Source organism: Ensifer sp. ENS07, from assembly GCF_014852185.1.
Classification (GTDB): domain Bacteria; phylum Pseudomonadota; class Alphaproteobacteria; order Rhizobiales; family Rhizobiaceae; genus Ensifer; species Ensifer adhaerens.
Genome location: NZ_JACVBE010000011.1, coordinates 45391 through 71544, shown reverse-complemented (window position 1 = coordinate 71544; position 26154 = coordinate 45391). Strand labels below are relative to the sequence as shown.

General features: G+C 62.5%; 23 protein-coding genes. 14 read left to right on the top strand and 9 right to left on the bottom strand.

The features are described 5' to 3' along the window. The first annotated feature begins 4 nt into the window (after window positions 1-4). Together kynU and IB277_RS26875 are read left to right on the top strand one after the other, a co-directional pair. Window positions 5-1246, top strand: a complete 1242-nt coding sequence (gene kynU / locus IB277_RS26880; RefSeq protein WP_192372048.1) for a kynureninase — start codon at window positions 5-7, stop codon at window positions 1244-1246. Between the two features lie 199 nt (window positions 1247-1445). Next, a complete protein-coding gene (locus tag IB277_RS26875) occupies window positions 1446-2876 on the top strand; it encodes an NAD-dependent succinate-semialdehyde dehydrogenase (RefSeq protein WP_060580729.1) in 1431 nt (476 codons plus the stop codon). A gap of 76 nt (window positions 2877-2952) precedes the next feature. Here IB277_RS26875 and IB277_RS26870 read toward each other — a convergent pair whose 3' ends face one another. After that, window positions 2953-3858, bottom strand: a complete 906-nt coding sequence (locus IB277_RS26870) for a LysR family transcriptional regulator (protein ID WP_060580828.1) — start codon at window positions 3856-3858, stop codon at window positions 2953-2955. A 141-nt stretch (window positions 3859-3999) separates the two neighbouring features. Here IB277_RS26870 and IB277_RS26865 point away from each other — a divergent pair, with 141 nt between their 5' ends. The 6 genes from IB277_RS26865 (at window position 4000) to IB277_RS26840 (ending at window position 10029) form a co-directional block, all read left to right on the top strand. Then, window positions 4000-4956 (top strand): dihydrodipicolinate synthase family protein, encoded by a 957-nt coding sequence (locus tag IB277_RS26865; protein ID WP_034796473.1) that lies wholly within the window; start codon window positions 4000-4002, stop codon window positions 4954-4956. Window positions 4957-4977: 21 nt separating this feature from the next. Next, window positions 4978-5520, top strand: a complete 543-nt coding sequence (locus tag IB277_RS26860; RefSeq protein ID WP_192372047.1) for a 3-hydroxyanthranilate 3,4-dioxygenase — start codon at window positions 4978-4980, stop codon at window positions 5518-5520. Window positions 5521-5549: 29 nt separating this feature from the next. Continuing rightward, the gene (locus IB277_RS26855) at window positions 5550-6356 is read left to right on the top strand and encodes an aspartate dehydrogenase (RefSeq protein WP_060603732.1); all 807 of its coding nucleotides are present in this window, start codon (window positions 5550-5552) and stop codon (window positions 6354-6356) included. A gap of 783 nt (window positions 6357-7139) precedes the next feature. Next, a complete protein-coding gene (locus IB277_RS26850) occupies window positions 7140-7316 on the top strand; it encodes a hypothetical protein (RefSeq protein WP_167550733.1) in 177 nt (58 codons plus the stop codon). A gap of 102 nt (window positions 7317-7418) precedes the next feature. Next, window positions 7419-9326 carry a diguanylate cyclase gene (locus IB277_RS26845; RefSeq protein ID WP_246812830.1) on the top strand — a complete coding sequence of 636 codons (1908 nt, stop codon included), beginning with the start codon at window positions 7419-7421 and terminating at the stop codon, window positions 9324-9326. A 400-nt stretch (window positions 9327-9726) separates the two neighbouring features. Further along, on the top strand, window positions 9727-10029 hold the full coding sequence (locus IB277_RS26840; RefSeq protein ID WP_034796466.1) for an alkylphosphonate utilization protein: 303 nt from the start codon (window positions 9727-9729) through the stop codon (window positions 10027-10029). Window positions 10030-10331: 302 nt separating this feature from the next. Here the strand turns inward: IB277_RS26840 and IB277_RS38265 are convergent, their stop codons facing one another. Genes IB277_RS38265 through mtnK form a run of 5 tightly spaced genes read right to left on the bottom strand, consistent with a single transcriptional unit; the run spans window position 10332 to window position 15756 of the window. Beyond that, window positions 10332-11450, bottom strand: a complete 1119-nt coding sequence (locus IB277_RS38265; RefSeq protein WP_192372046.1) for a RuBisCO large subunit C-terminal-like domain-containing protein — start codon at window positions 11448-11450, stop codon at window positions 10332-10334. Beyond that, window positions 11450-12451 carry a transketolase family protein gene (locus tag IB277_RS26830; protein ID WP_192372045.1) on the bottom strand — a complete coding sequence of 334 codons (1002 nt, stop codon included), beginning with the start codon at window positions 12449-12451 and terminating at the stop codon, window positions 11450-11452. The genes IB277_RS38265 and IB277_RS26830 overlap by 1 nt, the downstream gene beginning before the upstream one ends. Window positions 12452-12453: 2 nt before the next feature. Continuing rightward, complete coding sequence (locus IB277_RS26825) at window positions 12454-13389, bottom strand: transketolase (protein ID WP_192372044.1); 936 nt, start codon at window positions 13387-13389, stop codon at window positions 12454-12456. Between the two features lie 4 nt (window positions 13390-13393). Then, complete coding sequence (mtnA, locus tag IB277_RS26820; RefSeq protein WP_192372043.1) at window positions 13394-14488, bottom strand: S-methyl-5-thioribose-1-phosphate isomerase; 1095 nt, start codon at window positions 14486-14488, stop codon at window positions 13394-13396. Further along, a complete protein-coding gene (gene mtnK, locus IB277_RS26815) occupies window positions 14485-15756 on the bottom strand; it encodes an S-methyl-5-thioribose kinase (RefSeq protein ID WP_113188253.1) in 1272 nt (423 codons plus the stop codon). Before mtnK ends, mtnA begins: the two co-directional genes overlap by 4 nt. A gap of 147 nt (window positions 15757-15903) precedes the next feature. On the opposite strand from mtnK, the gene IB277_RS26810 reads away from it, so the two are divergent. From IB277_RS26810 to IB277_RS26800, 3 genes are read left to right on the top strand one after another with little or no spacing between them, the layout of a single operon-like run. Further along, a complete protein-coding gene (locus IB277_RS26810; protein WP_060580721.1) occupies window positions 15904-17421 on the top strand; it encodes a sugar ABC transporter ATP-binding protein in 1518 nt (505 codons plus the stop codon). Next, on the top strand, window positions 17418-18467 hold the full coding sequence (locus IB277_RS26805) for an ABC transporter permease (RefSeq protein ID WP_162733059.1): 1050 nt from the start codon (window positions 17418-17420) through the stop codon (window positions 18465-18467). Before IB277_RS26810 ends, IB277_RS26805 begins: the two co-directional genes overlap by 4 nt. Window positions 18468-18518: 51 nt before the next feature. Then, entirely contained in the window at window positions 18519-19562 is a 1044-nt protein-coding gene (locus IB277_RS26800; RefSeq protein ID WP_060517939.1) for a substrate-binding domain-containing protein, read from the top strand. 55 nt (window positions 19563-19617) lie between these two features. Here the strand turns inward: IB277_RS26800 and IB277_RS26795 are convergent, their stop codons facing one another. From IB277_RS26795 to IB277_RS26785, 3 genes are all read right to left on the bottom strand, one after another. Continuing rightward, window positions 19618-19842, bottom strand: a complete 225-nt coding sequence (locus tag IB277_RS26795) for a hypothetical protein (protein WP_034796449.1) — start codon at window positions 19840-19842, stop codon at window positions 19618-19620. A gap of 70 nt (window positions 19843-19912) precedes the next feature. Next, a complete protein-coding gene (locus IB277_RS26790; RefSeq protein ID WP_192372042.1) occupies window positions 19913-21967 on the bottom strand; it encodes a bifunctional aldolase/short-chain dehydrogenase in 2055 nt (684 codons plus the stop codon). A 57-nt stretch (window positions 21968-22024) separates the two neighbouring features. Then, window positions 22025-23005 carry a sugar-binding transcriptional regulator gene (locus IB277_RS26785; protein WP_034796445.1) on the bottom strand — a complete coding sequence of 327 codons (981 nt, stop codon included), beginning with the start codon at window positions 23003-23005 and terminating at the stop codon, window positions 22025-22027. A gap of 296 nt (window positions 23006-23301) precedes the next feature. Between IB277_RS26785 and IB277_RS26780 the strand changes: the two genes are divergently transcribed. Genes IB277_RS26780 through IB277_RS26770 form a run of 3 tightly spaced genes read left to right on the top strand, consistent with a single transcriptional unit; the run spans window position 23302 to window position 26154 of the window. Then, window positions 23302-23853 (top strand): MaoC family dehydratase, encoded by a 552-nt coding sequence (locus tag IB277_RS26780; protein WP_192372041.1) that lies wholly within the window; start codon window positions 23302-23304, stop codon window positions 23851-23853. A gap of 7 nt (window positions 23854-23860) precedes the next feature. Beyond that, on the top strand, window positions 23861-25021 hold the full coding sequence (locus IB277_RS26775) for a CaiB/BaiF CoA-transferase family protein (protein WP_060603754.1): 1161 nt from the start codon (window positions 23861-23863) through the stop codon (window positions 25019-25021). Beyond that, complete coding sequence (locus IB277_RS26770; protein WP_192372040.1) at window positions 25018-26154, top strand: ABC transporter substrate-binding protein; 1137 nt, start codon at window positions 25018-25020, stop codon at window positions 26152-26154. The genes IB277_RS26775 and IB277_RS26770 overlap by 4 nt, the downstream gene beginning before the upstream one ends.

Here is a 26154-nt window from a genome sequence, read left to right as displayed (position 1 = left end):
CCCCATGAACATCGATATCCATGCTGTCGAGGCGCTCGACCGCGACGACCCGCTCGCGGCCTTCAAGAAGCGCTTTGATTTGCCCGAAGGCGTCACCTATCTCGACGGCAATTCGCTCGGCGCGGCGCTCTTTGCCTCCTATGCCGAAATCGAGAAGGCCGCGAAACTCGAATGGGGCCGCGACCTCATTCGCAGCTGGAACACGGCTGGCTGGTTCGCCCTGCCGCTGACGCTCGGCGACCGCGTCGGCCGCCTCATTGGCGCAGCACCCGGCCAGACGGCCGTGACCGACCACACCTCGGCCAATGTCTACAAGGCGCTGCACGCCGCACTCGGCCTCAATGCGGATCGCAAGGTCATTGTCGCGGAAAGCGAGAGCTTCCCGACCGATCTTTACATGGCTGAGGGCGTGATTGCGACGCGGCCCGGTACCGTCCTGCGGCTTGAGGGCGTCGATGGCCCGCGGATCGAAGACCTGATCGACGAGAGCGTCGCCGTGGTGCTCGTCAATCACGTCAACTACAAGACCGGCGCTCTGCGCGATATGGCGGCGCTGACCAAGCGCGCGCACGATGTGGGTGCGCTCGTCGTCTGGGATCTCTGCCATTCGGCCGGTGCGCTGCCGGTGGAACTCGATCGCTGCAACGTCGATTTCGCCGTCGGTTGCACCTACAAGTATCTGAATGGTGGCCCCGGTGCGCCAGCCTTTATCTATGTCGCCAGGCGCCATCAGGAAAAGGCCAGCCAACCGCTCAGTGGCTGGTGGGGCCACGCCCGTCCATTCGCTTTCGAGCGCAATTACGACGGCGGCGCGGGCATCTTGCGCTTCCTCTCCGGCACGCAGCCAATCCTGTCGCTGCGCACGCTTTCGGCCGCGCTCGATCTTTGGGATGAAGTGGACATGACGGCCATCCGCCGGAAGAGCATCGCACTCACCGACCTCTTCATAAAGCTCGTCGAAGCGCGTTGCGGCGCGCATGGCCTGAAGCTGGTCGGTCCAAGCGACGGCACGGTGCGCGGCAGCCAGGTCTCCTTCGAGCACGAGGGGGCCTATGAAATCATGCAGGCTCTGATCGAGCGGGGCGTCATCGGTGACTTCCGCGCCCCGGCCACCATCCGTTTTGGTTTCACACCGCTCTATACGAGTTTTAAGGATGTGTGGAACGCCGTGGACGTGCTGCATGACGTGATGGAGACTGGCGCTTGGCGCGACGCCCGCTTTGCTGTCCGTAGCGCCGTGACCTGATCGCGATCGCTTGTGAAAAATGGAAAAGCGCTTTCCCTGCCCGGGAAGGCGCTTTTTTTCGTTTGTGCTGGCTCGAGACTTATCACATCTCGATATCAATTCATTCAACCTATGTGGATTGTTATATTAGACCGCTGATTGCATCCATTACCGGAACAGGAAGGCGCAGCCTCTGAAGGAATGGCGAAAAGGCAATCTCATGGCTCAGGATACGCATGCTCAGCTCTATATCGGCGGCAAATGGAGGGCGACCTCTGAGACGCTCGCCGTCATCAACCCCGCCAATGAGGATGTCATCGGCAAGGTGGCGGTCGCCCGCGAGACGGATCTCGCCGACGCAACGGACGCTGCCTGGCAGGGCTTTCAGGCCTGGAGCCGGACATCGCCGGCTGCCCGCGCGGCGATCATCCTGAAGGCGGCCCAGCTTATGCGCGAGCGCTCAGAGGAGATCGCGCGTTCGATCACGCTCGAAAACGGCAAGCCGCTTTCCGAGGCGCGGTCCGAGGTCATTCGCGGTTGCGAATTCTTCGAATGGGACGCCGGCGAATGCGTGCGTCTCTACGGCCGGGTTATCCCGAGCGCACCGGGCATCCGCTACATCGTGCTGCAGGAACCGATCGGCCCGGTCGCGGCGTTTTCGCCCTGGAACTTCCCGATGAGCCAGCCCGCTCGCAAGATCGGCGGCGCACTTGCGGCCGGCTGCTCCATCATCATGAAGGCGTCCGAGGAGACGCCAACCGGCGTCGTGCACATAGCGCGGGCGTTCCACGATGCAGGCCTTCCTGCCGGTGTGCTCAACCTCGTCTTCGGCCACCCCGCCGAAATCTCAGGCTATCTCATCCCTCAGGACCGGATCCGTATGGTCGCCTTCACCGGCTCGACCGTCGTCGGAAAGCACCTGACGACGCTCGCTTCGCAAGTGATGAAACCGGCGCTGATGGAACTTGGCGGCCACGCGCCCGTCATCGTCTGCGAGGATGCCGATCCGGTTGCGGCAGGCATTGCCTGCGCCACCCGCAAGTATCGCAATTCCGGCCAGGTCTGCACCTCGCCGACGCGCTTCTTCGTGCACGAAACGCTCTACAGGCGCTTCACGGACGCCTTCGTGGAGAAGGCGCGTTCGATCAAGGTCGGTGACGGCCTCGACGCAGGGACGCAGATGGGCCCGGTGGCCAACGATCGCCGCATCGCTGCCCTCCAGGGGCTTGTCGACGATGCGCGCGCAAAGGGCGCCCGCATCCTGTGCGGCGGCGGACGTCTGGACGGCAAGGGCTACTTCTTCGCGCCGACCGCGATTGCCGATCTGCCGGATGATGCCCGCGCGCTCAGCGAAGAGCCCTTCGGCCCGCTCGCGCTGATCAATCCGGTTGCCTCGATCGACGAAGCGCTTACGAAAGCGAATGCGCTTCCGTTTGGTCTTGCCGCCTATGGCTTCACCAACTCGGCCGCCAACATCGACCGCCTGATGCAGGGCATCGAGGCTGGCAATCTTTCGATCAACACGCTCGAGGCCTCCGTCGCCGAAACGCCGTTCGGTGGCGTCAAGGAAAGCGGCCTTGGCCGCGAGGGTGGCGCGGAGGGCCTGCATCACTACACCGTCGTCAAGAACGTCTCGCTGCGCACCGCCTGACGGCATCGCGCGCCGCCATGAATGGATGATCAGGCCGAAACCGCTGTCTGGGTGGTTTCGGCCTTCTTGCGTTCCATCAGCCGACAACCGGGACCATGTCGCGCAGCACCTTGCGCAGCAGTGTGCGCACCGCGAGCGTCGCGGGGGAGGGCGTGCGTTCGCGCGCCGTGATGACAGAGACATCGCGGGCAATCGACGGCTCGACCAACGGGCGGGCTGAGATCTTCCGACCGTTGAGGCCGGTAAAGGCATAGGTCGGCAGGATCGCAACCCCCGCCTCCCGCTCGACGAGCGAAAGGGCCGTGTTGATCTGGTGCACTTCGAGAGAAGGGCGCAGTGGCACGCCGGCGCTTTCGAAGCCGACCTCGGTCAGAAGACGGATATTGCTTTCGCGCGTCAGCGTGATGATCGGCTGGTCGGAAAGCGCGGACCAGGCCACTTCGGCCTTCGTGCAGATGGCGTGGCCCTCGGGCGCAAAAACCATCAGCTGGTCGCGCAGCACGCGTTGGATCTCAAGGCCGTCCTCGTCGCTGGCAAAGGTGCCGACGCCGAGGTCGCAGAGGCCACTGCGCACCCGGGGCGCGATCATGTCCGTCACGACGTCCTCGATCCTGAGTTTGAGGTTCGGATGGCTTTGAGCGACTTCCTGCAGCAGGCGCGGCAGCACGGTTGCGCCAAGGAAGGGCGGGGCGGCGATGCGCACCAGGCCCGTTCTCAGTTGCCCGAGATCGTGCACCGCATCGACGGCGCGCTCGATTTCCGCAAGGCCGGGCAGCGCGGCCGCCGCAAAGACCCGACCGGCCTCGGTCAGTTCGACGCGTCGGGTCGTGCGGTCGAAGAGCCGCGCGCCGAGCAGCGCCTCGAGGTCGCGGATCGCATGCGAGATGCCGGCCTGGCTGGTGCGCAAGCGTTCGGCGGCGCGGGAGAAGTTGCCGAGTTCGACCACGGCCTGAAAACACTTGATCTGACGGAGATTGAGCATCGCGGGATCCATACTGATTTCGGCATGAATATATACAGACTATGTGTCTTAATGAATAAAAAAATCCTGCGCTAAATGCGCCGAGAGAGACCGGAGCGGTTGCTTCACGCGCCACCGGACGGACATGCGACAGGGAGCGTCATGAAATACCAGCGTAAAGATGCAAAGGCCCATTCCCGTGCCACGATGCGCGGCATCTGGGCGGCGGCGAACACGCCGTTTACGGCCGATGGCGCCATCGACGAAGAGGGCTACCGCCGCAATGTCGAGCATTGGATTTCCGATCTCGGTATCGACGGCCTCTTCATTGCCGGCAAGCAGGGTGAGTTCTTCTCCATGTCGGTCGACGAGCGCAAGCGGATGTTCGATCTATCGGTGGAAGCGGCCGGAGGACGGGCGCAGACGATCATGTCCTGCTCCGACCAGAACATGGATGTGGTGATCGATCTTGCCCGTCATGCGCAGGCCTGCGGCGCCGACTACATCGTCGTGCATGCGCCGATCCTGCATTTCTTCAAGCAGCAGGACGAAACGCTGCTGCGCTACTATGAGGCCATCGCCTCAAAGGTGGATATCGGCATGGCGCTGTGGTCGCATCCCGACAGCGGCTATCTGATGAGCCCGGAACTGTGCAACCGGCTTGCCGACATCGAGACGGTGGTAGCGATCAAGTATTCGGTGCCGCGCGCCATGTACAAGGCGCTGACGGCGCTCGCCGGCGACCGCATCCTCGTCTCGACCGCTTCGGAAGAGGAATGGCTGGATAACGTCTTGGAACTCGGTTGGCAGCTTTATCTCTGCTCGTCGCCACCCTACACGCTCCAGACCAAGGCCGACCGGCGCATGGCCGAGTACACAGCACTCGCCTTTGCCGGAAAGGCCGAGGAGAGCCGCGCCGTCAGCGCGAGCCTGCAAGGGGTGCGTGACGCCTTCCGCAAGTCCAAGCCCGCGGAAAAGCCCCATGCGCACCAGAAGTACTGGCAGGAACTGCTTGGCCAAGTGGGGGGAGCCGTCCGCCAGCCACTGCTGGAGCTGACGGATGCGGAAAAGAGACTGACCAGAGCCGCCTTCGAGGAATGCGGCCTGAAACTGCGCTGAACGGGACAGGGAGGAATATCGATGACGAAGCTCAAGGCGTTCAATCTGCAAAAGTGGATCGACGAGCACAAGCACCTGCTGAAGCCGCCGGTCGGCAACCAACAGATCTGGAAAGACGCCGACCTCATGGTGACGATAGTCGGTGGCCCCAACAAGCGCACCGACTATCACGACGATCCCGTCGAGGAGTTCTTCTACCAGCTAAAGGGCGACATGGTGCTGAAGCTCTATGACGGCAAGGAATTCTACGACGTGCCGATCCGCGAGGGCGACATCTTCCTGCTGCCGCCGCATGTGCGCCACTCGCCGCAGCGGCCGATGGAGGGATCGATCGGCCTTGTGATCGAGCCCACGCGGCCTGAAGGCCTGCTCGACGCTGTCGAATGGTACTGCTTCGAATGCACGGAACTTGTGCACCGCGCGGAGGTAGACCTCGAATCCATCGTCGACGATCTGCCGCCGATCTATCAGGCCTTCTACGCGGACGAAAAGCTGCGCACGTGCCCGAAATGCGGAACCGTGCACCCCGGCAAGACCCCGCCCGAGGGCTGGGTGAGGCTCTGAACCCGGCAGCAGACCAGCAAAGGATCGTCATGTCGAAAGTCGAAGCCATCTGCCTCGTGGGCTGGGGCGCCATCGGACAGCGGGTGGCAGCACTTCTTAAGGCGCGGGGCGCGAACGCCCGGATTGTCGGGATCGCCGTGCGCGATCCCAGGGAAATCGAAGCGACCATGCCGGAAGGGGCGGTTCATGTTGCCGGTCCAGAAGCGCTGACGGCGACCGGCGCGACGTTGGTCGTCGAGGCGGCGAGCCGCGAAAGCGTCCAGCCCTTCGCCCGGGCGGCATTGGCGGCGGGCATGGATTTCGCGGTGTCCTCGACCTCGGCCCTGGTGGATGCCACCGTGCTCGACGAACTCGTGGAACTTGCGCGGCGGAACGGTTGCAAGCTTATCATACCGCCGGGCGCGCTCGGCGGCATCGATGCGCTCTCGGCGGCCTCACGGTTGGGTCTGGACAGCGTGGAGCACACCATCACCAAGCCCGCGAGGGCCTGGTTTGGGACGCCCGCCGAAGAGTGCTGTCGCCTAGGCGAACTTCAGGAAGCGGAAGCTTTCTTTGCAGGATCGGCCGCTGAGGCGGCGACGGCCTTTCCGCAAAATGCCAATGTGGCGGCGACCATCTCCCTTGCCGGCATCGGTATGGAACATACGCGTGTGCAGCTCGTCGCCGATCCCAAAGCAGTGGAAAACACGCACAGCATTATCGCCCGCGGCGCCTTCGGCACACTCGAAATCCGCCTTCAGAACCGCCCGCTCGCAACCAATCCGAAATCCTCGGAGATGACGGCACTGAACCTCGTTCGCCTGATCGAGAACAGGACAAGCGCGCTTGTCCTTTAGTCGGTAGCTGCCGCTCGACTGCTCGGCCATTGCCGTTCCGGGCAGATCTTTGTGCTGCCGGCAACCGCATGCGCCGCTTTATCCGTTGGCTCTATCGAAACCACCTTTGGCATCGTCGGTGAAAGGCATCACGCGTGCGGTGGTGCTTGAACGCCCAGACGTTGCGGGGGCAGTCGCTCCGACGCGGGTTTTCACGCTCTTCCTAGCAAGCCGTCGGCCGATCCAGGAGAGGTAGGAGGTGGTTTTTCCCGCTGTCAACGGGGGATAAGCGGGACAGAATCGCATTGCGCGAAAGCTCCGCGATACAGTGATGCGCGCCAAGGTGCCTGCTGCCGAACGAAGGCTGGATCAACTTCTTGCCCGCCAGGCTCGTCTCGAAGGAGAGCGAGATGGTCACCGCGAAGTTCGAACCCCGGCAAAACGTCTAGAGCGCGGGTTGATGCCGCAGAGGAAGTAACGATGGCCGGCGAGCGACGTAAGCCTGCGACTGGCTCGATGCCTGTCTTTGTGAAGCCCTTTTCGGGAACAAGAGCGAGGCGCAGCCGTTCTACGGTCAGGCCTGCCTCATCGAGCCCGCACTTGGAGCAACGGCCGAAGGGAAGAGATCTGACAGTGGCATCAGCGCAATCGCGCCCCTACCCGAAGGGACGCAGCGCGCTGCAGCACACTGCCACACCCACAGTGAAAACACGCCCGTTTCTCGCACGATCTTCGGGCAAGGTCCGCTTGCGAGACGAATGCGTTGCGATAGAGTTGCTCTGCGATTCGTCGCCTGGAGGAAAGATGCGTCAGCAGACAAAGCCGTTTATCGTTGAGATCAAGCAGTCACGAAAGCTTAAACCCAACGGCGAAAAACTATCGATCTGGGGGAAACTGGATTTGAGCGTTGCCGAAGAGCACGTGGCATCCGAGAACCCAGTAGAGGCACCGGCCGCCATCGAAAGCGGCGACCGGCTCTAGCGCGCGATCGGCGCAAACCCTCAAAGAGCCATCTCAAACATCCGTCGTGTCCGGTTGCAGTTCATGAAGAGAGGCGGTCGCGCGCTCTTCTGGAGCGGCCGCATGGATGATTGCCCGCTTGTCGTCGTCCAGCGCCTTGCGCCAGAATTGAAGACAGGAAGTGTGAGCGGGCCGCGGTTCGCGTTCGGGCGCTATAGCAAGGTCGTCGCCTTCCGCCGAGCCGATCACAGGCGCGTTTTTGCGGCGCTTAATGGTATCGAAAGCTTCTGGCTGTATCGAAGCCCTATGCTTGGGGGTGGGTTTCGAAGTCGTGCTTTGGCAGTATTTCTGCTTCTGTTGATGCTGACGCACCTGGGCGTTGGATCGACCCACGCTGGTGATTCCAGCAACATTCGCAATTCCTGCTGGGCATCCGGCCGCATCTCAGAGAACGTGATCACCATAGCTTTGGCAGCCGAGCGGTGGTCCTGTGATGACCGGAAATTCTCGATTGAATCCGAGCGAGTGCTGCTTCGCTTCGATCTCAGGCCGGGCGATAGCCCTCCTCGATACTTTCTCTCCAGGCGGAGCGCACTTGAGGCGGTGCATCTCCTTGCAATCGACCAGGACGGCGCGGTGCGGCAAGCCTCCGTTTCTGCAGCAGCGTTGCCCAGCTCAATGGCCGGTGGGTATTTCAAGGCTCCCCTGCCTGTAGTGACAGATGCGACGCGGCAAGTCGTCGTCGCAATCGATTTGCCTAGCCATCGGATGACACTGGAGCGAGCATATCTGGCACCAGTGGATGTCGCAGTCGATAGCATCGACGATATGCAACTCCTGACGTTCGTCGCAGGCCTAGCTGGCATGCTCGCCATGCTTCTGATCTTCAATGCGGCGTTCTATCGGATCCTGCGCGAACCTTTTGTTCTCTGGCACTCGGCTTTGACGCTGTCGTTGCTGATGACCATTATGACCTCATCAAGTTTGTCAGTCGTATTTTTCGACCCGCCGGCCATGACTTTGAGCTGGATGACCACCTTGCTCTTCGGGATGACGGTCGCATCAGGAGCGATGTTTACGTACAGCTTCATCGAACCTGGACTGATGCATCCTGCACTACGGCGTCTGCTACCCTATTGTGCGGCATCGGCATTGTTCCTGAGTGCGTTTCACGCGGCATTCCCGTTCGTTGCGCGGCCAATACAATCGACCGCGTACACGGCTGCGTTTGCACCGATCCTCATCATTTTCATACTGTCGATGATCGACGCATTGCGCCGCGGGAGTCGCGCGGCAAAATTTCAGGCAGTCGGATACACGCCAATGATCGCGGTCGGCTTGATCCGTCTGGTGACGGGCGTCGTACCCTGGTTCGACAGCATCGACGCCACGCTCGCGTTTTATGCTGGCTGTCTATTCGAAGCCCTCTTCACCACGCTCGGCGTAGCTGATCGCTTCGTGACCATGAAGCGGGAGCGAGATCGCGCACGCATCGAAGCCGATCTGCTTGAACGGCTTTCCGAAACGGACCCATTGACGGGCTTGCTCAATCGTCGAGCTATTGAGGGACAGTTCGCGCAGCTTCGAGCTGATGGCTTTGCAACATTGGCGGTCATTGACCTTGATCATTTCAAATCAATCAATGACGTAAACGGACATGCCGTTGGAGATGCCGTGCTCAAAGCTGTAGCCAATGCTTTCCAGACAGGGCCGGACGTGCGGGCATACCGTCTTGGCGGTGAAGAATTTGTACTTCTCTTGCGCGGCAATGATGCCGCCACCCTGGCCGAACGCCGGCGACAGGCAATTCCGGTAATTGTCGCCAGTACCGTTCCGGGTCTCGAGCGACCTGTAACCGCCAGCATGGGAGTGGCGGATACCTTCGGCGATGAAGGTTTTGAGAAACTCTATGACCGGGCCGACAAGCTCCTCTACGAAGCAAAGAGCGCGGGCCGAAATCGAACTCGGAGCACCATCAAGGTAGAGACGGATCTGGAAATCTTTGTGAAAGAACAGGCCTTCGCCAACTAGAGCACTCACAGTGCTGAATGAACGGGGGCGGAGGTTGGTTGCGGGCTTGGCCACGTCTCTTTCTTTCGGGCCGAAGTGGTTCCGGCCCAGTGCCGAACCGGCGGAAGACGGCCGCTTCAATGTTCGGGCTCGGCCGGACAAGCGGAGACGATCTGCGGGCATACGAGGCAGTGCCCTGCGAAAGGCAAGCGGGTCCGCTCCGCGCGCGGCGACGGATGCCGGCCGCCACGCGGCGTAAATGCGGCCTTATAGCGGACGACCGACGTTTTAGACCGCAGCAAAACCGAAGGACGAGCCGTGACATTTGCGTCAGCACCGCAGAGAAGGTAGGGGTGCACCCCTATTGCAGCGATCGCGGACGCGACCACTGCAAGATCCGAAAAACCATGCAAGGCAGACCATGAGCGACCAGAACGACGACTACGTGTACGACGATGTAACGGGTGAGTGGCGGCCAGCCTCCGAACTTGCTGCCGAGAAAGCAAGAGCCGCCGAGGTTCGCGATGCGTCAGGCACCGTCCTTGCAGATGGAGATTCGGTCGTTTTGATCAAGGATCTCAAGGTAAAGGGTGCCGGGCAAACGCTGAAGCAGGGAACGGTGATCAAGTCGATCCGGCTAACTGATAACCCTGAAGAAATCGATTGCCGCCATGAAGCGATCAAAGGTCTTGTTCTGCGCACCGAGTTTGTTCGCAAACGCTAGACGTTCGAAGGGTAACTGGTGATCGGCAGTCCTGAATCCGGCGCCGACGCCTTTGGAAGCGCCCAGCTCGAGGGCCGAGCCAATGGGTTGGACTGCCAGCGCACAGCGACAGCGGAGCACGACTAAGCCGATTGCGGTCTATGAGCTCGCAGTTGCGCCGGATGGGTGTCTGGTCCCAGGCTGCGGCCATAAGCAGTTGCTTCTCTTGTCGCGTAGTGGGAGGGCGGTCCTTTCGGCTACGGGAGTACGAGGACCGCGCCATCCCGGCGCGACCATTGGGGCTCGACCCCTGGCGAGTGCGTCTAGTTATGGACCGCGGCGACCAGGCGGCGGCAGGCCTCCACGAGGTTCGGTTGCTGAAGCAGGGCGCCGCCGATCAGATACATGACGTCGTTGCCGTAGGCCTCACGCATCTCGGGAACGCGCTCGAAGGTCATGCCGCCACCGGGTGCAGCGACGATCGCCTTCGGCCCCCTCATGTCGGCCGCGCAGGCCCGAGCAATCGACAGGCATTCCTCTCGCGTGAAACCGAAGCGGCCTCCGAAGTTCGGGTAGATCACCGCATCCGCGCCCATCAGGCGATGGAGCGTGCCGAAGAACGAACGGTGCGAGAAGCCGCAATCGGCAGAAACCACATTTGCGCCGGAGAAGGCTGGGTGCGAAACGATCGGCAAGGTGAAATCGGGATCGGCCGCAAGTGTGCGGACGACATCATAGCCGGTCAATGCCGGGGCCAGCATCACGGCGCCTGCACCGGCGGCCTGCGCTTCCTTCGCCCGGTCAAGCACGGCCGAAGCCGGCCCGGTGACATTCGGCACGAAGCTTGTCCTGCCGCCTGTTTTGGCATTGGCCTCGCCGACGGCCTCGATGCAGGCCTTCAAGCGTTCGGCAAAAGGCGACGTCGCCTGATCGACGAGACCATGGTCGTCCTTGACGAAGTGCATGCCGCCAAGCGCGAAATCATGGGCGCGGCTCGCAAGTTCGGATGTCGAAAGCCCGACGGGCTTGATCGCCGACATCAAAAGAGGGCTTTCGCCCACCCCGGCGCGGGCGCGAAGCCCGGCAATGCCGTGGCGGGGTCCTGTGCAAAGCGCAAGGATACCCGGCGAAAGACCGATATCCTCGACCTTCAGGCCGGGCTTGATGGAGCTGTTGCCGAAGATGACGTTCAAGAGCTGCAGAAAGTCGCCGCCGACATCGTCGTCGGAATAGGAGATCGAGGCAAGAAAGCCCGGCCGGCCGACCGGATCCGGCTTCAGGTCTTCCAGCTTGCCGAGGATTTCATCCTCGACGTAGCCCTTGGGAACGGCGCTGCGCGGAATTTCGACGGTCTGCTCCAGAGCGATATCCAGCGCTCGCGCCTTAGCCTCGTCGGCGTCAGCGGCACGCACGTAGTAGGTGACGGTGAAACGCGGAGCCACTAGAGCGCCTCCGCCTTCTGCGCCGAATGCACGTGGTCGATGCGGACCTCCGTCAATTCGTCCTCGCCAATCTCCAGAGGCTTGCCGACCAATTCGCTGATGGCGCCAACGAGCGCGCCGGCGTCGAGGCCATACTTCTTCATGAGGTAGGGCTTGGACGCGCCATGGGCGAAGGTGTCGTTGAGGCCCAGCCGCTTCAGGCGAATGCCGAGGCCTTCTTCGGCCAGAATTTCCGCCACGAGCGAGCCGAGGCCACCGACGATGGTGTGGTTTTCCAGCGTGACGATCCCCTTCTTGCCCCGCGAGGCCTTCAAAAGGCCTTCGCGATCGAAGGGTTTCAGGGTCGAGGCGTGCAGATGGGTGATGCCGATGCCGCGTGCCTGAAGCGGTTGGGTGGCGCGCAGTGCTTCCTCGGTGCAGATGCCTGAGGAAACGACGAGAATGTCGTCGCCCTCGGACAGAACCCGCAGCTTGTTGAACGCGAAAGGCGTGGAGAAGAGACGCGGGACCTCGCCGCGAAGCACACGTACATAGACGGGGCCATCGATGCTGTCGGCCACTTCAAGCACGGTCTCCACCTCGGTCGCATCACCGGTCTCGAGGATCGTCATGTTTGGTACGGCGCGCAGAACGGCAACGTCCTCGATCGCCTGATGGGTGATGCCGCCGGGCGTGGTGATACCGGGCAGGAAGCCCATCAGCCGCACCTTGCGATTGGAATAGGCGATGGAGTTGATCAGCTGATCATAGGGGCGGCGATAGAGGAAAACCGAGAAGGTATGAATGAACGGCCGGTAGCCTTCCATCGCCAGCCCGCCGGCAAAGGACAACATGTTCTGCTCGGCCATGCCGAGCGAGAGGAACTGCTGCGGATGCCGGTCGCGGAAGCCGTCGACCTCGCAGGACGAGGTCAGGTCGGCGGAAAGGCAGAGGACTTCGGGTCGCGCGGTCGCGAAGGTTTCGAATGCCTTGGCGTAGGGACGATTGACGATCTCGACCATATTCAGGCCCCTTTCATTGCGTCGGCGTCGACGCCGAGTTCGGCCGCAAGTGCCGCCTGCATTTCAAGCCGTTCTTCCGCGCTCTTGAAGCGAACGTAATGAAGTCGCGGGAAACGCTTTTTGAGGAACTCCATGCCCTGGTAGGGCGAGGTGTTGGCGAGGATGACCAGCGGCTTGCCGGGCTCGGCGCTTCCGGCCGCGGCCCTGAGCGCTTCCAGGTCGTGGCCGTCGACCGACCGGCAGGTGACGCCGAAGGCGCTTACCCGGGCGGCGAGATTGCCAAGGTCGAGCACCGACGACATGGCGCCGTCGCATTGCTGGCGGTTCACGTCGACGACGACGCGGATGTTGTCGATGCCGTGGTAGCTCATCGCCGCAAGGCATTCCCAGGTCTGGCCTTCCTGGAACTCGCCGTCCGACATGTAGACCCAGACCTTGCCCGGCTCCTTCTTCTGCAGCCGCGCCCAGGCGACGCCCGAGGCCATGGAGAGACCCTGCGCCAGCGAGCCCGTGGTCACTTCCATGCCGGGGCTGTGCTCGGCGCCGATCATCTCGACCGAACCGCCGTCCTTGTTGAAGTGATCGAGCGCGTGCTCGTCCATGCGCCCCATCTCGATCAGCGCCGAATAGATGACGAGCGCATAGTGGGCGGGCGAGATGAAGAAACGGTCGAACGCCGGCCCAACCGGTCCGTGATAGCCGGCGCCGGTAAAGGCGTCCGGATTGTGCGCCGAAGGAACACCGCGAAACGGCAGCGGCACCTTCGGCAACGTCGGCTCGCCGAGCGTCAGAAGCTCGTTATAGAGCAGCGCAAGGCTTTCGGCAGCCGAGCAGGCCTGGCTGAGGTAACCGCCATTGTTCTTCATCGTGTGGAAGAACACCCGTCGGCGGATGCCGAGCGCGATCTCTTCCGTTGAAACCCGGTTCGTGAGTGTCATCGTCTCAGCTCCGTTCTGGGAAAAGCGCCTTGAGGCCTTCGGGCGATGGTGTTGCGATGCCGCGCTCGGTGATCAGGCCGGTGATGAGTCGGGCGGGCGTGACGTCGAAGGCCGGATTGGCGGCAGGGCTGCCCTCCGGCGAAATGCGCACGCTGGCAATCGAGCCGTCGCTGGCGCGCCCCTGGACGAAGCTCACCTCGTCGGCGGTTCGCTCCTCGATCGGGATTTCCTTGATCCCGTCGCGGACCGTCCAGTCGATAGTCGGCGAGGGAAGAGCGACATAGAAGGGGACGCCATTGTCGCGCGCAGCAAGCGCCTTCAGATAGGTGCCGATCTTGTTGCAGACATCGCCATTGGCCGTCGTCCGGTCCGTGCCGACAATGACCATATCCACATCGCCGTGCTGCATCAGGTGCCCGCCGGCATTGTCGACGATCAGCGTGTGCCGCACACCGTGGCCGTTCATTTCCCAGGCGGTGAGATAGGCGCCCTGATTGCGCGGGCGTGTTTCGTCGACATAGACATGCACCGGAATGCCTTCCTCGACAGCCATGTAGATGGGTGCAGTCGCAGTGCCATAGTCGACGGTCGCAAGCCAGCCGGCGTTGCAATGGGTGAGGATGCGCACGGGTTCACCCGGCGCCTTCTTCGCAGCAATCTCGCGGATGACCTTCAGGCCGTTTGCGCCAATGGCGCGATTGAGTTCGACATCTTCGGCCGCGATCTCGGCGGCACGATCATAGGCCGCCTTGGCACGCCCGCCTTCCGGCAAGGGGCGCAGATGGTCGCGCATGGCGTTCAGCGCCCAGCGCAGATTGATGGCGGTCGGGCGTGTTTCGTTGAGTTCCTCCCAGACGGCGCCGAGATGGGCGTTCGACGGGTCCTTGGCCATCGCAATCGCAACACCGTAGGCGGCCGTGACGCCGATCAGCGGTGCGCCGCGCACCCACATGTCGCGGATGGCGACGGCGACATCGGCGACCGTTTTCAGCGTCACGACGCGGAACTCGTGCGGCAACCAGCGTTGGTCGATGATATCGACGGAGCGTCCGTCCTCATTGAGCCAGATCGTATGGTAGTGGCGTTCTCCGACTTTCACGCTGATGTCTCCTTCTGAAGGCGCTCCGCGAGTGCGCGGATGTCCTTGAGGCTGTGGATATGATGCCGGTTGACGGCGAGGTGACGCCCGAGCTTCAGCGCCCTGGTTTCGCAGGCAGCACGGCGATCGGGGTCGACAATGGTTTCGAAGTCGGCGTTGTGGGCGAGCCCCAGGATGCGGCGGTGCATCTCGACGCCGGCAAAGCCCAACATCTCGCGCCAGATCTCGTCGATGACGATATCGAGCGCCTGTTCGGCGCCGAACGGATCGTTGCGCGCCTCAAAGAGGCTTGCCTGGTAGAGAATGCCGTTACGCTCCGTGCGCCAGAGATGGGCGAATTCGGTGCGGAAGGTTTCCCAGATGACTTCGACCGTATCGAGCAGATAGGTGCGCATGCCATCTCGGGCACTGGGCGCGTTTTCGTGTCCGCTCTGCGAAAAATAGCTCATCCAGAAATTGGCAAGCAGCATGCCGACGTCGAAGCTGATCGGTCCGTAGAACGCGAACTCCGGGTCGATGACGCGGGTCTCGTCGTCGGTCACCATAACAGAACCGGTATGCAGATCGCCATGGCAGAGCGTTTCGGCTTTTGCCGAGAACAGATGTTTCAGCCGCTGTGCTTCGACCTTGAGGTCGCGGTCGGCGCGAAGCTCGGCCACGATCGGATCGAGCTGGGGCGTGGTGTGACGATTGAGATCGGCCTCGAAATAGGGATCGGAAAACACCAGGTTTTCGGTGATGTCGCAAAGCTCGATATTGTCGGCGAAAAGCGCAAGGTCCGTCTTCTTCTCGCGCGTGGCCATGGAGAGGTCGGAGCCGCGAAAGAGCGTACGGGCGACGAAGAGGCCGAGGTCACGCCCGATTCTGGGAGGCTGCCGCCCGTCGATCAGCGCGCGCCTCAAAATGACGTGCGGCGTCAGAAATTCCATGACGATGAGCGCCTGGGATTCGTCGAAGAAATAGATCTCCGGCACGAGACCGGGGTCACGCGCTGCCTGGCGCTTCAGGGCATGATATTCGAAATAGGAGCGCTTCAGCGGCAGCGGCCAGCTTTCGCCGACAAGGCGCACATAGGGCAGCGCCTGCTTGACGATGGCAGCGCCCCTGTCGCCGGAGACGATGAAGACCAGATTGAGGTTGCCGTCGCCGACTTCCTTAACGCTCCAGCGCGAAAAGTCCGGCCCGATTTTTTCTCTCAGGACGGTGTTGCCGCCGAGTTTTTCCGGCAACGTCGCAGCGCTCAGCGCCTCGAAGACCTGCTTGTCCATATCGTTCTCCTCCAACGCATTGCGCGGGCCTCCACCGCTCGCAGCCATGCCGTGTGTGGTCACAACTAAGGCGGCATTCTAGCAAATGTCAATGGCCTTGACATTTGACGGAAGCCTATCCTAACCTGCCTTCATCGGGAGGAGAGAATGAGCGAACAGGCAGTGTTTCGCATTGAGGGCGTGCGCAAATCCTTCGGGCCGGTACCGGTTCTTCGAGGGGTGGATCTCGATCTCAAGGCTGGGGCGGTTACCGTTCTGATGGGCGCCAATGGCGCCGGCAAATCCACGCTCGTGCGGATCCTGAGCGGCGTTTACACGCGCGACGCCGGCACGATCACGCTCGCCGGCATGCCCTTCGAGCCGACGGCCCCGGCCGAGGCGATCCGCGCCGGCGTTGTCACCGTGCATCAGAACATCAATGACGGGGTGGTCGCCGATCTCGACGTCGCCACCAATCTAACGCTCGACCGCTTGAACGGGCGCGGTGCGCGGCTGTTCTTCAACCCGCGTCGGGTGCGCCGAGAGGCCGCCGCGGTCGCCTCGCGCATGGGGCTTGCGATCGATCTTGCCGCCAATATCAACGACCTGACGCTTGCCGACCGGCAGATGGTGGCGATCGCCCGTGCCATGGCGCATGAGCCGAAGGTGCTGATCCTTGACGAACCGACCTCGTCGCTGTCGAGCGCGGAGGCCGACCGGCTTTTCGATCTCGTCGATCGGCTGAAGGCGCGCGGCGTCGCCATTCTCTATATCTCCCATCGCATGTCGGATATTCGCCGGCTGGCCGATAGCATCGTGGCGCTGCGTGATGGCCGCATCAGTGGCCGCTTCGAAGGGCCGGAACTGGACTATGAGGGTGCGGTCAACGCCATGCTCGGTCGCAAGGTCTTGGCTGGCGCCGTTGATCTGCGCAACGGCGGCGCTCCGGTCTTTGCGGTCAGCGGCCTGAAGTTGTCGGAACAGGCGCGCCCCTTCGATTTCACGCTCCGTGACGGGGAAATCGTCGCCGTCACCGGGCTCGTCGGCGTCGGCAAGACCGCGCTTGCCGAAACTCTGTTTGGCGCGCGCGCTCCGTTTGCCGGTGAGATGACGCTCGACGGCGCGCGTTACGCGCCGGCAAGCACCGGAAGGGCTATCGCCCGCGGCGTCTTCCTCGTCGCCAAGGACCGCGCCGAAAGCGGCATCGTGCCCGACTTCAACATCTACGAAAATATCAGCCTGCCGTTCCTGAGCCGGCTCTCGCGCTTCGGCATATCGAGCCGGCGGGCGGAAAAGACCAAGGCACGCCAGCAGATCGCCGCCCTCGGTGTCGTCTGCCGCAGCGAGCGCGACGAGTTGCAGACGCTTTCGGGCGGGAACCAACAAAAGGTGATGGTCGGGCGCTGGCTTTCCGAGCCGTCGCGCCTGCTCATCCTCGACGAACCGTTCCAGGGCGTCGACATCGCCGCACGCCGCGACATCGGCGAGAAGCTGCGCGCCTCGGCCGCGGGCCGCGCCACGATCCTCTTCGTGACCGAACTCGACGAAGCCTTCGAAGTCGCCGACCGCATCCTCGTGATGTCGGAACAGACCATCGTCGGCGAGCACCGCAATGCCGACATCGATGTCGAGCGGCTCCTGTCGGAAATCGCCGGTCAATTCTATCAACAGGTCCATGCGTCATGAGCAGTGAACAGAGCAATTCCGCAGCACCGGTTGCGGTCCCTTCGAGCGCATCGGGAATTCGCGAGGCGGCCATCAAATACGGCTTCCTCGTGCTTCTCGCCGGGATGGTCCTCTATTTCTCGCTCGTGACCGGCGGCTTCGCCTCACCGCAGAGTGCGGTCTTCATCCTGCAGTCGGTGTCGATTACCGGCATCCTGGCGCTGGGCGTGACAGCCACGCTTGTCGTCGGCGGCTTCGATCTTTCGATCGGCTCGGTCGCGACGACGGCGATGATGGCCTCGTCCTATGTGATGGTGGTGATGGGCGGCGACGCACTGACGGCGACGCTCGTGTGCCTTGCCATCGGTGTCCTGGTCGGTTTCGTCAACGGCGTCATTATCGTCTACATGCGCGTGCCTGATCTGCTGGCGACACTCGGCATGATGTTCCTCTTGCTCGGCCTCCAGCGCATCCCGACGGAGGGTCGGTCGATTGCCACAGGCATGACGCTTCCCGACGGCTCGGTCGCCGGCGGCACTTTCAGCCCGGCCTTCCTGGCACTCGGCCGCCACCGCTTCGATTTGGTCCTGCCCAACCTCGTGCCGGTTTCGGTCGTGGTGTTGATCGTGCTGGCGATCGTCATCTGGTTCTTCCTCGAATACACCCGCTTCGGCCGCATGATGTATGCCGTCGGCTCCAACGAGCGGGCAGCCGGCCTCGCCGGTGCGCCGGTCAATGCCTACAAGATTTCGGCCTATATCATTTCCGGCGTCTTCGCCTCGATCGGCGGCATCCTGCTTGCCGCCCGTCTTGGTCGCGGAGACATCGCGTCGGGCAACAACCTGCTGCTCGATGCGGTTGCCGCAGCGCTCATCGGTTTTGCCGTGCTCGGCGCCGCCAAGCCGAATGCTTTCGGCACGGCGATCGGCGCGCTCTTCGTCGGCATCCTGCTGCAGGGCCTGACGATGATGAACGCGCCCTATTACACCCAGGATTTCATCAAGGGCGCCGTGCTCGTCGCTGCCCTGATCTTCACCTTTGCGCTCTCGAAAAGAGGCAAACGCTGAAGGGGTGCCCTTCAGCGGAAAACAAAAAGTTCACCAGTGGAGGAGACTGACATGAACATGACTCGCAGAAGCCTGGGCCGCTTGACGCTTGGGTTGATGGGGGCAGCCGCCTTCGGCGTGCCGTCCTTTGCAGCCGACATGCCAAAGCCGTTCGACAAGGCCGGCGATGTCAAGATCGCGCTTGTGCGCTACCTTTCGACCGGCGACTTCTTCCAGTCCTATCTCGCAGGCGTCGAGGCGCAGTCCAAGGCGCTCGGCGTGCAGCTTCAGGTCTTCGACAGCCGCCAGGATGCAGCGCTCCAGGCCGACATGGTCGACCAGGCGATCGCGCTTGGCGTGCAGGGCATCATCATCCAGCACGGCTTGACCGAATCGATGAAGGAAGCTGCCCAGCGCGCGGTTGACGCCGGCATCAAGGTCGTCGCCTTCGACGTAAACGTCGAGAACGAGAAGATCCCGCAGATCGAGCAGTCCGACCGCGACCTCGCCCGCCTCGCGCTCGAGCAGGCCGTCAAGGACAATGGCGAAAGCTTCAAGGCAGGCTACGTCTATGTCGCCGGCATCGCGCCGCTCGACCGCCGCGACGAGACCTGGAAGGAATTCAAGGCGAAGTATTCCGGCATCGAGGAAGCCGCACAATTCGGAACGATGGACAACCCGATCGCCAACTCGGTAGCCAACCAGGCCCGCGCGGTGATTTCGGCCAAGCCCGACATCACCGTGATGTTCGCGCCCTATGACGAGTTCGCCAAGGGCGTGAAGATCGCCGTCGACGAAGCGGGCCTGTCTTCCAGCGTCAAGATCTACTCGGCCGACATTTCGACGTCCGACATCGCCGCCATGCGCGAAACGGGCTCGGCCTGGACGGCGACGGCCGCCACCAACCCCGCCGTCGTCGGCCAGGTCTCGGTCCGCTCGCTCGCCATGCTGCTTGCCGGCGAAGACCCGGGCCGCCAGGTGGTCGTACCGCCGACGCTGATCACCCAGAAGGACCTGAACGATCAGGACATCAAGAACATGGAAGAGCTCGGCGTGAAGCTGCCGCAGTTCGCCCATGCAGATGTTGCCATGCCCGCATGGATGCCGAAGCCTTAATCTCCCAAGGCGAAACGAAAGGGGCGGTCGATCAGACCGCCCCTTTTTTTCCTGATTACTCTAATTCGCTTTCCGCCTTTGGCGGCACCCAGGCTTCGATCGCCGTCTCGGGGTAGATCTGCACGGAGCCTGGCTCGAAATGGCTTTCGATCGCGTAGCCGAGGCTGGTCAGGTCTGTGCGATACCAGCCGACGATCTTGCCGCGCCATGAGGCGCGGCCTTTCTTGGCGGCATAGTCACCCATTTGAAACGCGGCATCTGCGGGCCATCGATCGACCATTTCGTCTCCATCCGAACAACTCTGGCGGGAGACTGCAGTGTGGCACGTTTTTACGCTTAGACGGAAGCGCTCAGCGCATCGCCGCTGCGATATTGCCGCCATCCACAGTCGTCACATCCGCGGTGGTTCGTTCTGCGAGCGCGTGGTGCACGAAGGCGCGCGCTACGTCCTCGGCCGTCACTTCGAGACCGAGCAGGTTTCCGCCCATGTAGTCCTTGACCGAAAGGCCGCGGGCGGCTGCACGATTGGCGATCATCTCGTCATTGAGCAGGCCCGAGCGGATGCGATCGGCGTTGACGGCATTGACGCGGATATGGTCGGCACCATGCTCAAGCGCATATTGCCGCGACAGAAACAGCGTCGCCGCTTTCGGCAATCCGTAGGCGCCGAACTTCGCGCCCGGGTTGACTGCCTGCTTGGAGGCGTTGAAGAGCAGCACGCCGCCGGTCTTTTGTTCCTTCATGATGCGCACGGCATTCTGCGCGACCGTCTGATGCGCGAAGAAATTCAGCTCGAAGCTACGGCGCAGCAGGGCGTCGTCCATCGTCGCAATCGGGCTTTCCCAGGCGGCGCCCGCATTGGAGACGACGATATCGACGCCGCCGAAGGTTGCGACCACCCGGTCGAAGGCGGCGCGCACCGAAGCGGGATCGGTGATGTCGCAGGCGATGCCAATCGAGTTGTTGCCGGCCGCCTTCGCCACTTCGCTTGCTTTGTCGCCGTCGAGGTCGAGCACGACGGCATGGGCGCCCTCGGCGACGAAAGCCTTGACGATGGCAGCGCCGATGGCGCCGGCGCCGCCGGTGACGAGCGCGACCTGGCCGGTAAACGGCTTCGGCTTGGCGCCTGCGAGTTTCGCCTGTTCCAGCGACCAGTATTCGAGATCGAACAGATCCGGCCGGCTGACCGGCTCGAAGCGGCCAACGGATTCTGCGTCGCGCGCAGCTTCGATCCACATCTCGCCGACATCGACGGCGATCGTCGCGTCCTTGTAGGTGCGGCCATGGCCGAACATGCCGAGCCCGGGCACCAGCGTCAGGCGCGGCATGGGATCGAGCATGATGCGCTTGACGTCGTCTCGTGTGTCGTTGCTGTGGAAATACCCGGTGTAGTCGGCGGCAAAGGCGGTGACCCGCGCGTCGATCACGGCCCGGTAGCCCGAGAGATCATCTTTAGCCGGCGCCGGAAGCACCATCGGGCCGGTCTTGATGCGGATGGAAAGATCGGGCGTCGAAACGCCCCTGGCTGCCATCTCCTCAACCTGCTGCGCATTGACGAAGTCGAGGATATCGGGCGAGGTGCGGAACACACTGACCATGCGGTCAAAACGGCCTTCGCCCTTGTCGACGGCAACGGCGCCGCGCAGCATTGGCGCGATATCGGCAGGGCTTGCAAGCACTGCGGGCAGGGCGGCGGGCGTAAACGGATTGTGCCCCTTCGCTTTCACATGCTCTTCGGCGAGCGTGACATAGTGGATCATCCGATCATAGGCTTCCTTCGCCGTGTCGGCGAAGGTGAAGATTCCGAGCTTGTCGAGGATCAGCCCCTCGACTGTCGGATCCTGATCGAACACGTCCGCCGCAGCCTTCGCCAGCGCGAAGCCCGGCATGATGTAGGGCACGAAGCCCATCTTCCTGCCGAAAAGCTCGGCGCACATCTCCCGGCTCTTGGCCTGATCGGCGATGGCAAGAATGGCGGTCGAATGGGTGTGGTCGACGAACTTGTGTGGCAGGAAGGCGTGCAGCAGCGCCTCCACGGACGGGTTCGGCGAGGCCGGGTCGATGAGGTTGGCGCGCAACAGCGTCACCATGTCCTCGTCTGAAAGCCTTTCGAGCTTGCGGCTCTTGAGCAGGGGGGCGATCTTGACGGCTGGCAGGCCAGCGGGCTCGATCGTGCCCATGTCCCAGCCACTGCCCTTGACGCAGAGCACGGCATGCGTGTCCCCGACGAGGTCTGTGATTTCGGTTTTCACCGAGGTGTTGCCGCCGCCATGCAGCACGAGCCGCGGCTCGCCGCCAAGCAGTCGCGTCGTATAGGTCCGCAGCGCCAGATCGCGGCCGGTGCCCTTGGCCTGATAGCCCGCAACGACCTTCTCCGCCTCGTCGTCGCGCCAGAGATTTTCCATAAGTTCAGCCTCCCGATAAACCGGCCCGGCCGGTATCGGCGGACCCAAATTCGAGGCTCAGGGGGCGCCTGAGCCGCTTCTGCCAAGCCCTTCGCGGTTCCAGCGATCGAGGACTTTGCGTGCCATCGACTCGGTGATGACGAGATGCGAGGCGAAGCCGCCCTTCAAGGCCGCCATCAGCGGTTCGAACTTGCTGTCCTCCTGCACGACCAGCATGCGCTTCTTGATCGTGCGGATGGAGCCGAGATCGGCCGAAATGCAGCGGCGATTGTGCTCGCAATCCATCCATTGGCCGTCGCGATCGATGAGCTGTCCGGCGATGACGCCGGCCGCGCCCTTTTCGCCCATCGCATGCATGTCTGCAGCCGAGAGCGCGCCGCATTTGACGAGGTGGCTGTCATCCTCGATGCCGCCGACCGAATAGAGCGCCAGACCGCAGTCGGAGATGGTCGCGAGCTGCTCCTTGATGACGGGTTCGCCGCGCAGTTCTTCGGCGAGCCGCTCGGAGGAAAGCACGAGCGGCGCATAAAAATTAATCCCTTCGGCATTGAGGCGGCGGGCGATTTCCGTCGTGCATTGATCCGGGCGGTAGGAATAGGGCGCGCCGAGGTTGCCGCAAAGCTGCACGACCGTGACGCCGCGCAGGTCCGCAAAGGGCATGACGTCGGCGATATGATAGACGGTGCGGCCCCAGGCAACACCGATCCGGTCGCCCTTGTTGATCAGTTCGAGAAAGACGGAGGCCGCGACGACGGGCATTTCGGCGGCCGGGTCCATCGCCTGCCGATCTTCCGGCACGAGCCATGCAGTCGTAAGCCCGGTGGCGTCTTCGAGCTCGCGGGCAAGCACGTCCTGCGAAAACAGTTCTGTCGACGTGGTGATCGTGACGATGCCCATCTCGCGGGCCTTGCGCAGATACATGGCGATCGAGGCGCGGGATATCTCCAGCCGCTGCGCCACTTCGTCCTGGCGCAGGCCGTGCGTATAATAGAGCCAGGCGGCCTTGTGAATGATCTGGTCTGTGGCTCGGATGGGCATTGGCGGAACCTTCGCAAGATGGATCTGACATATTTCATCTATACTGACAAAAGTCAACGTCGTTGACGAATGTCGCTCTTTTCCGCGCTGCAGCAGCTGAACCTCTATCTGAATGATGGTCTTTACGGCGTCGCTTCTCGCCGCGAACGCGCTTGCAGCCCGCAGCCGGTTGCAAACGGAATCCATATGTGAACATACTATTCATATAAGGATCCGAATGGAGATCGGGCGGCATTGCCCTCGGGAACCGTCGAACGGACCCGCAGTTGCCGACCTATTGCATCAGGGACTGACCAATGGATGACTTCATGCCCACTGTCGGGGTGTCCTCGACCCGTCCCGGGGACATGCCGGAGGAGCACGCCGCGCTTCCCGTGTGGAACTCGGAAAACTGGTTCTATGAGGACTGGCCAGTCGGCCAGCGTATAAGGTCCTTGCGTCGCACGATCGCCGAGAGCGACAGCCACCTCTTCAATACGCTCGTCGTCGACATCCATCCTTACGTGCAGGATCAGATGTTTGCCGAGCGCGAGGGCATCTTCGGCAGGCGTCTCGTTGCCGGCGCCTTCGTCTTTTCCGCAGGCCTCGGGCTGGTCGCCACCAACTGCGTCAACGCCTTTTCCTACGGCTATGACAAGCTGCGCTTCATCAAGCCGGTCTTCATCGGCGAAACGATCTACACGATCCGTACCAACATGGACAAAACGCCCCGCTACAGGGAGCTCGGGCTTATCCGGGCCAGCTACCAGGTCTTCAAGGGCGAGGGGGAGCTGGTGCTCTACTGTGAGCACCTGCAGACCGTGAAATACAAAAACCCCGCCGACTTCGTCGGCAAGACCGAGAAGTAAGATACCGATGACCGAAACCAACGAACTGCCGCTCTCTGGCCTTGTCGTCGTCGACATGAGCCAGTTTCTCTCAGGCCCCTACTGCTCCTTGCGCCTCATGGATCTCGGGGCGCGCGTCATCAAGATCGAGCGCCCCGACGGTGGCGACCTGTCGCGCCGGCTTTATCTGAGCGACACCGAGATCGGCGGCGATTCGACGATCTTTCATGCCATCAACCGCGCCAAGGAAAGCCTCGCGATCGACCTCAAGAACGAGGCCGATCTCAAAGCCTTGAAGACGTTGCTCGCCAAGGCCGACGTGCTGATCCAGAATTTCCGTCCCGGCGTCATCCAGCGGCTCGGGCTCGACTACGAGGCGGTCAAGGCGATCAACCCGAAGATCGTTTATGCCTCGATCAGCGGCTATGGCGAGGAAGGCCCCTGGGTGAAGCGGCCGGGGCAGGATCTGCTCGCGCAATCGCGCTCCGGCGTCATGTGGCTGAACGGCGATGAGGGCCAAGGGCCGGTGCCCTTTGGCCTCGCGATCGGCGACATGCTTGCGGGCGCCGCAGCAGCGCAAGGTATCCTTGCAGCCCTCGTCCGTCGTGGCATTTCCGGCAAGGGCAGCCTGATCGAGACGAGCTTGCTCGAGGCCCTCGTCGACTTCCAGTTCGAAGTGCTGACGACGCACTTGAATGACGGCCGCCGGCTGCCGACCCGGTCGGGTTTTCGCAGCGCCCATGCCTATCTGTCGGCGCCCTATGGGGTCTATCCGGCCAAGGACGGCTATCTCGCCATCGCCATGACGCCCATCCCGAAGCTTGCCGATCTCTTGCAAATGCCACAACTCGACGCCTATCGCGACGATCCGGCTTCCTGGTTCTCCGAACGGGACGAAATCAAGGCGCTGATCGCCAAGCGGATCGCCGAAAACACCATCGACCATTGGCTTGGCGTGCTTGAGCCTGCGGACATCTGGTGCGCCCGGGTTCTAAACTGGAACGAACTGCTCGAAAGCGAAGGCTTCCGCGTGCTCGACATGCTGCAGACGGTGGTGCGCGAAGACGACGTTTCGATCCTGACGACGCGTTCGCCGCTCAGGGTCAACGGCAAGCGTGCGCAGGTGGACCGCGCAGCACCACGGATCGGCGAGCATAGCACCTCGATCCGAGAGGAGTTCGGCCTGTGAGCGTCACATTGAAAGGCATGACCTGGAGCCACCCGCGCGGCTACGATCCGATGATCGCCTGTTCGCGGCTTTGGCAGGAACGCACCGGCATAACGGTAGAATGGGACAAGCGCTCGCTACAGGATTTTGAGACCTATCCGGTCGAGGAATTGGCGCGGGCCTATGACCTTATCGTCATCGATCATCCGCATGTCGGCCAAATCACCAAGGAGAAGTGCCTGGCGCCGCTCGATGTGGAAGGCCGCCAAGCCGAGAGGAAGGCGCTTGAGGATGCGAGCGTCGGGCGCTCCTATCCGAGCTATACCTGGCAGGGCCGGCAATGGGCCTTTCCGATCGATGCGGCGACCCAGGTCCAGGCGTGGCGCCCGGACCTGACGGACCGTATGGAAAGCTGGACCGACATGCTGGCGCTCGCGCGACAGGGAAGGGTGGCGCTGCCGATGCGCCCACCGCATTCCCTGATGAGCTTCTACACGCTCGCCGGCAATCTCGGTTCCCCCTGCCGCAGTGACGCTACCGGGCCGCTGATCGACCCGGATGGGGGCATCAACGCCTTCGAGCGCCTGCGTGAACTGACAGACCTGATCGATCCCTCCTGCTTTTCCATGGACCCGATCGCCTTGCTGGAGGCAATGAGCGATCCGGCGTCGAAAGTTGTCTGTGCACCTCTGATCTACGGCTATGTCAGCTACGCGATGCCGGGCTTCCGGCCGTCGCTCGTGACGTTCGGCGATGTTCCGGTTGCCGGAACCAATGGTCCGGCAGGCTCGGCCCTCGGCGGAACGGGGATTGCGGTCTCGGCTTTCTCACAGGCGCGCGAAGCGGCGATCGATTTCGCCTATTTCGTTGCGAGCGGCGCCGTCCAGCGCGGTCCTTATGCCTCAGGAGGCGGGCAGCCCGGCCACGCGGCCGCCTGGGATGACGACGCCGTCAATGCCGCGACCTCCGATTTCTATCGTGCGACGCGCAAGACGCTGGAGAGCGCCTGGGTTCGCCCACGGCACGATGGCTACATGGCCTTCCAGCAGGCGGCATCCGATCGCATCAACGGCGGCCTCACGGGCAAAGAGGCGGCGCGAAAGGTCGTCGACGATCTCAATCGGCTGTTTGCAGAGAGTTTTGCTACAGCCTGA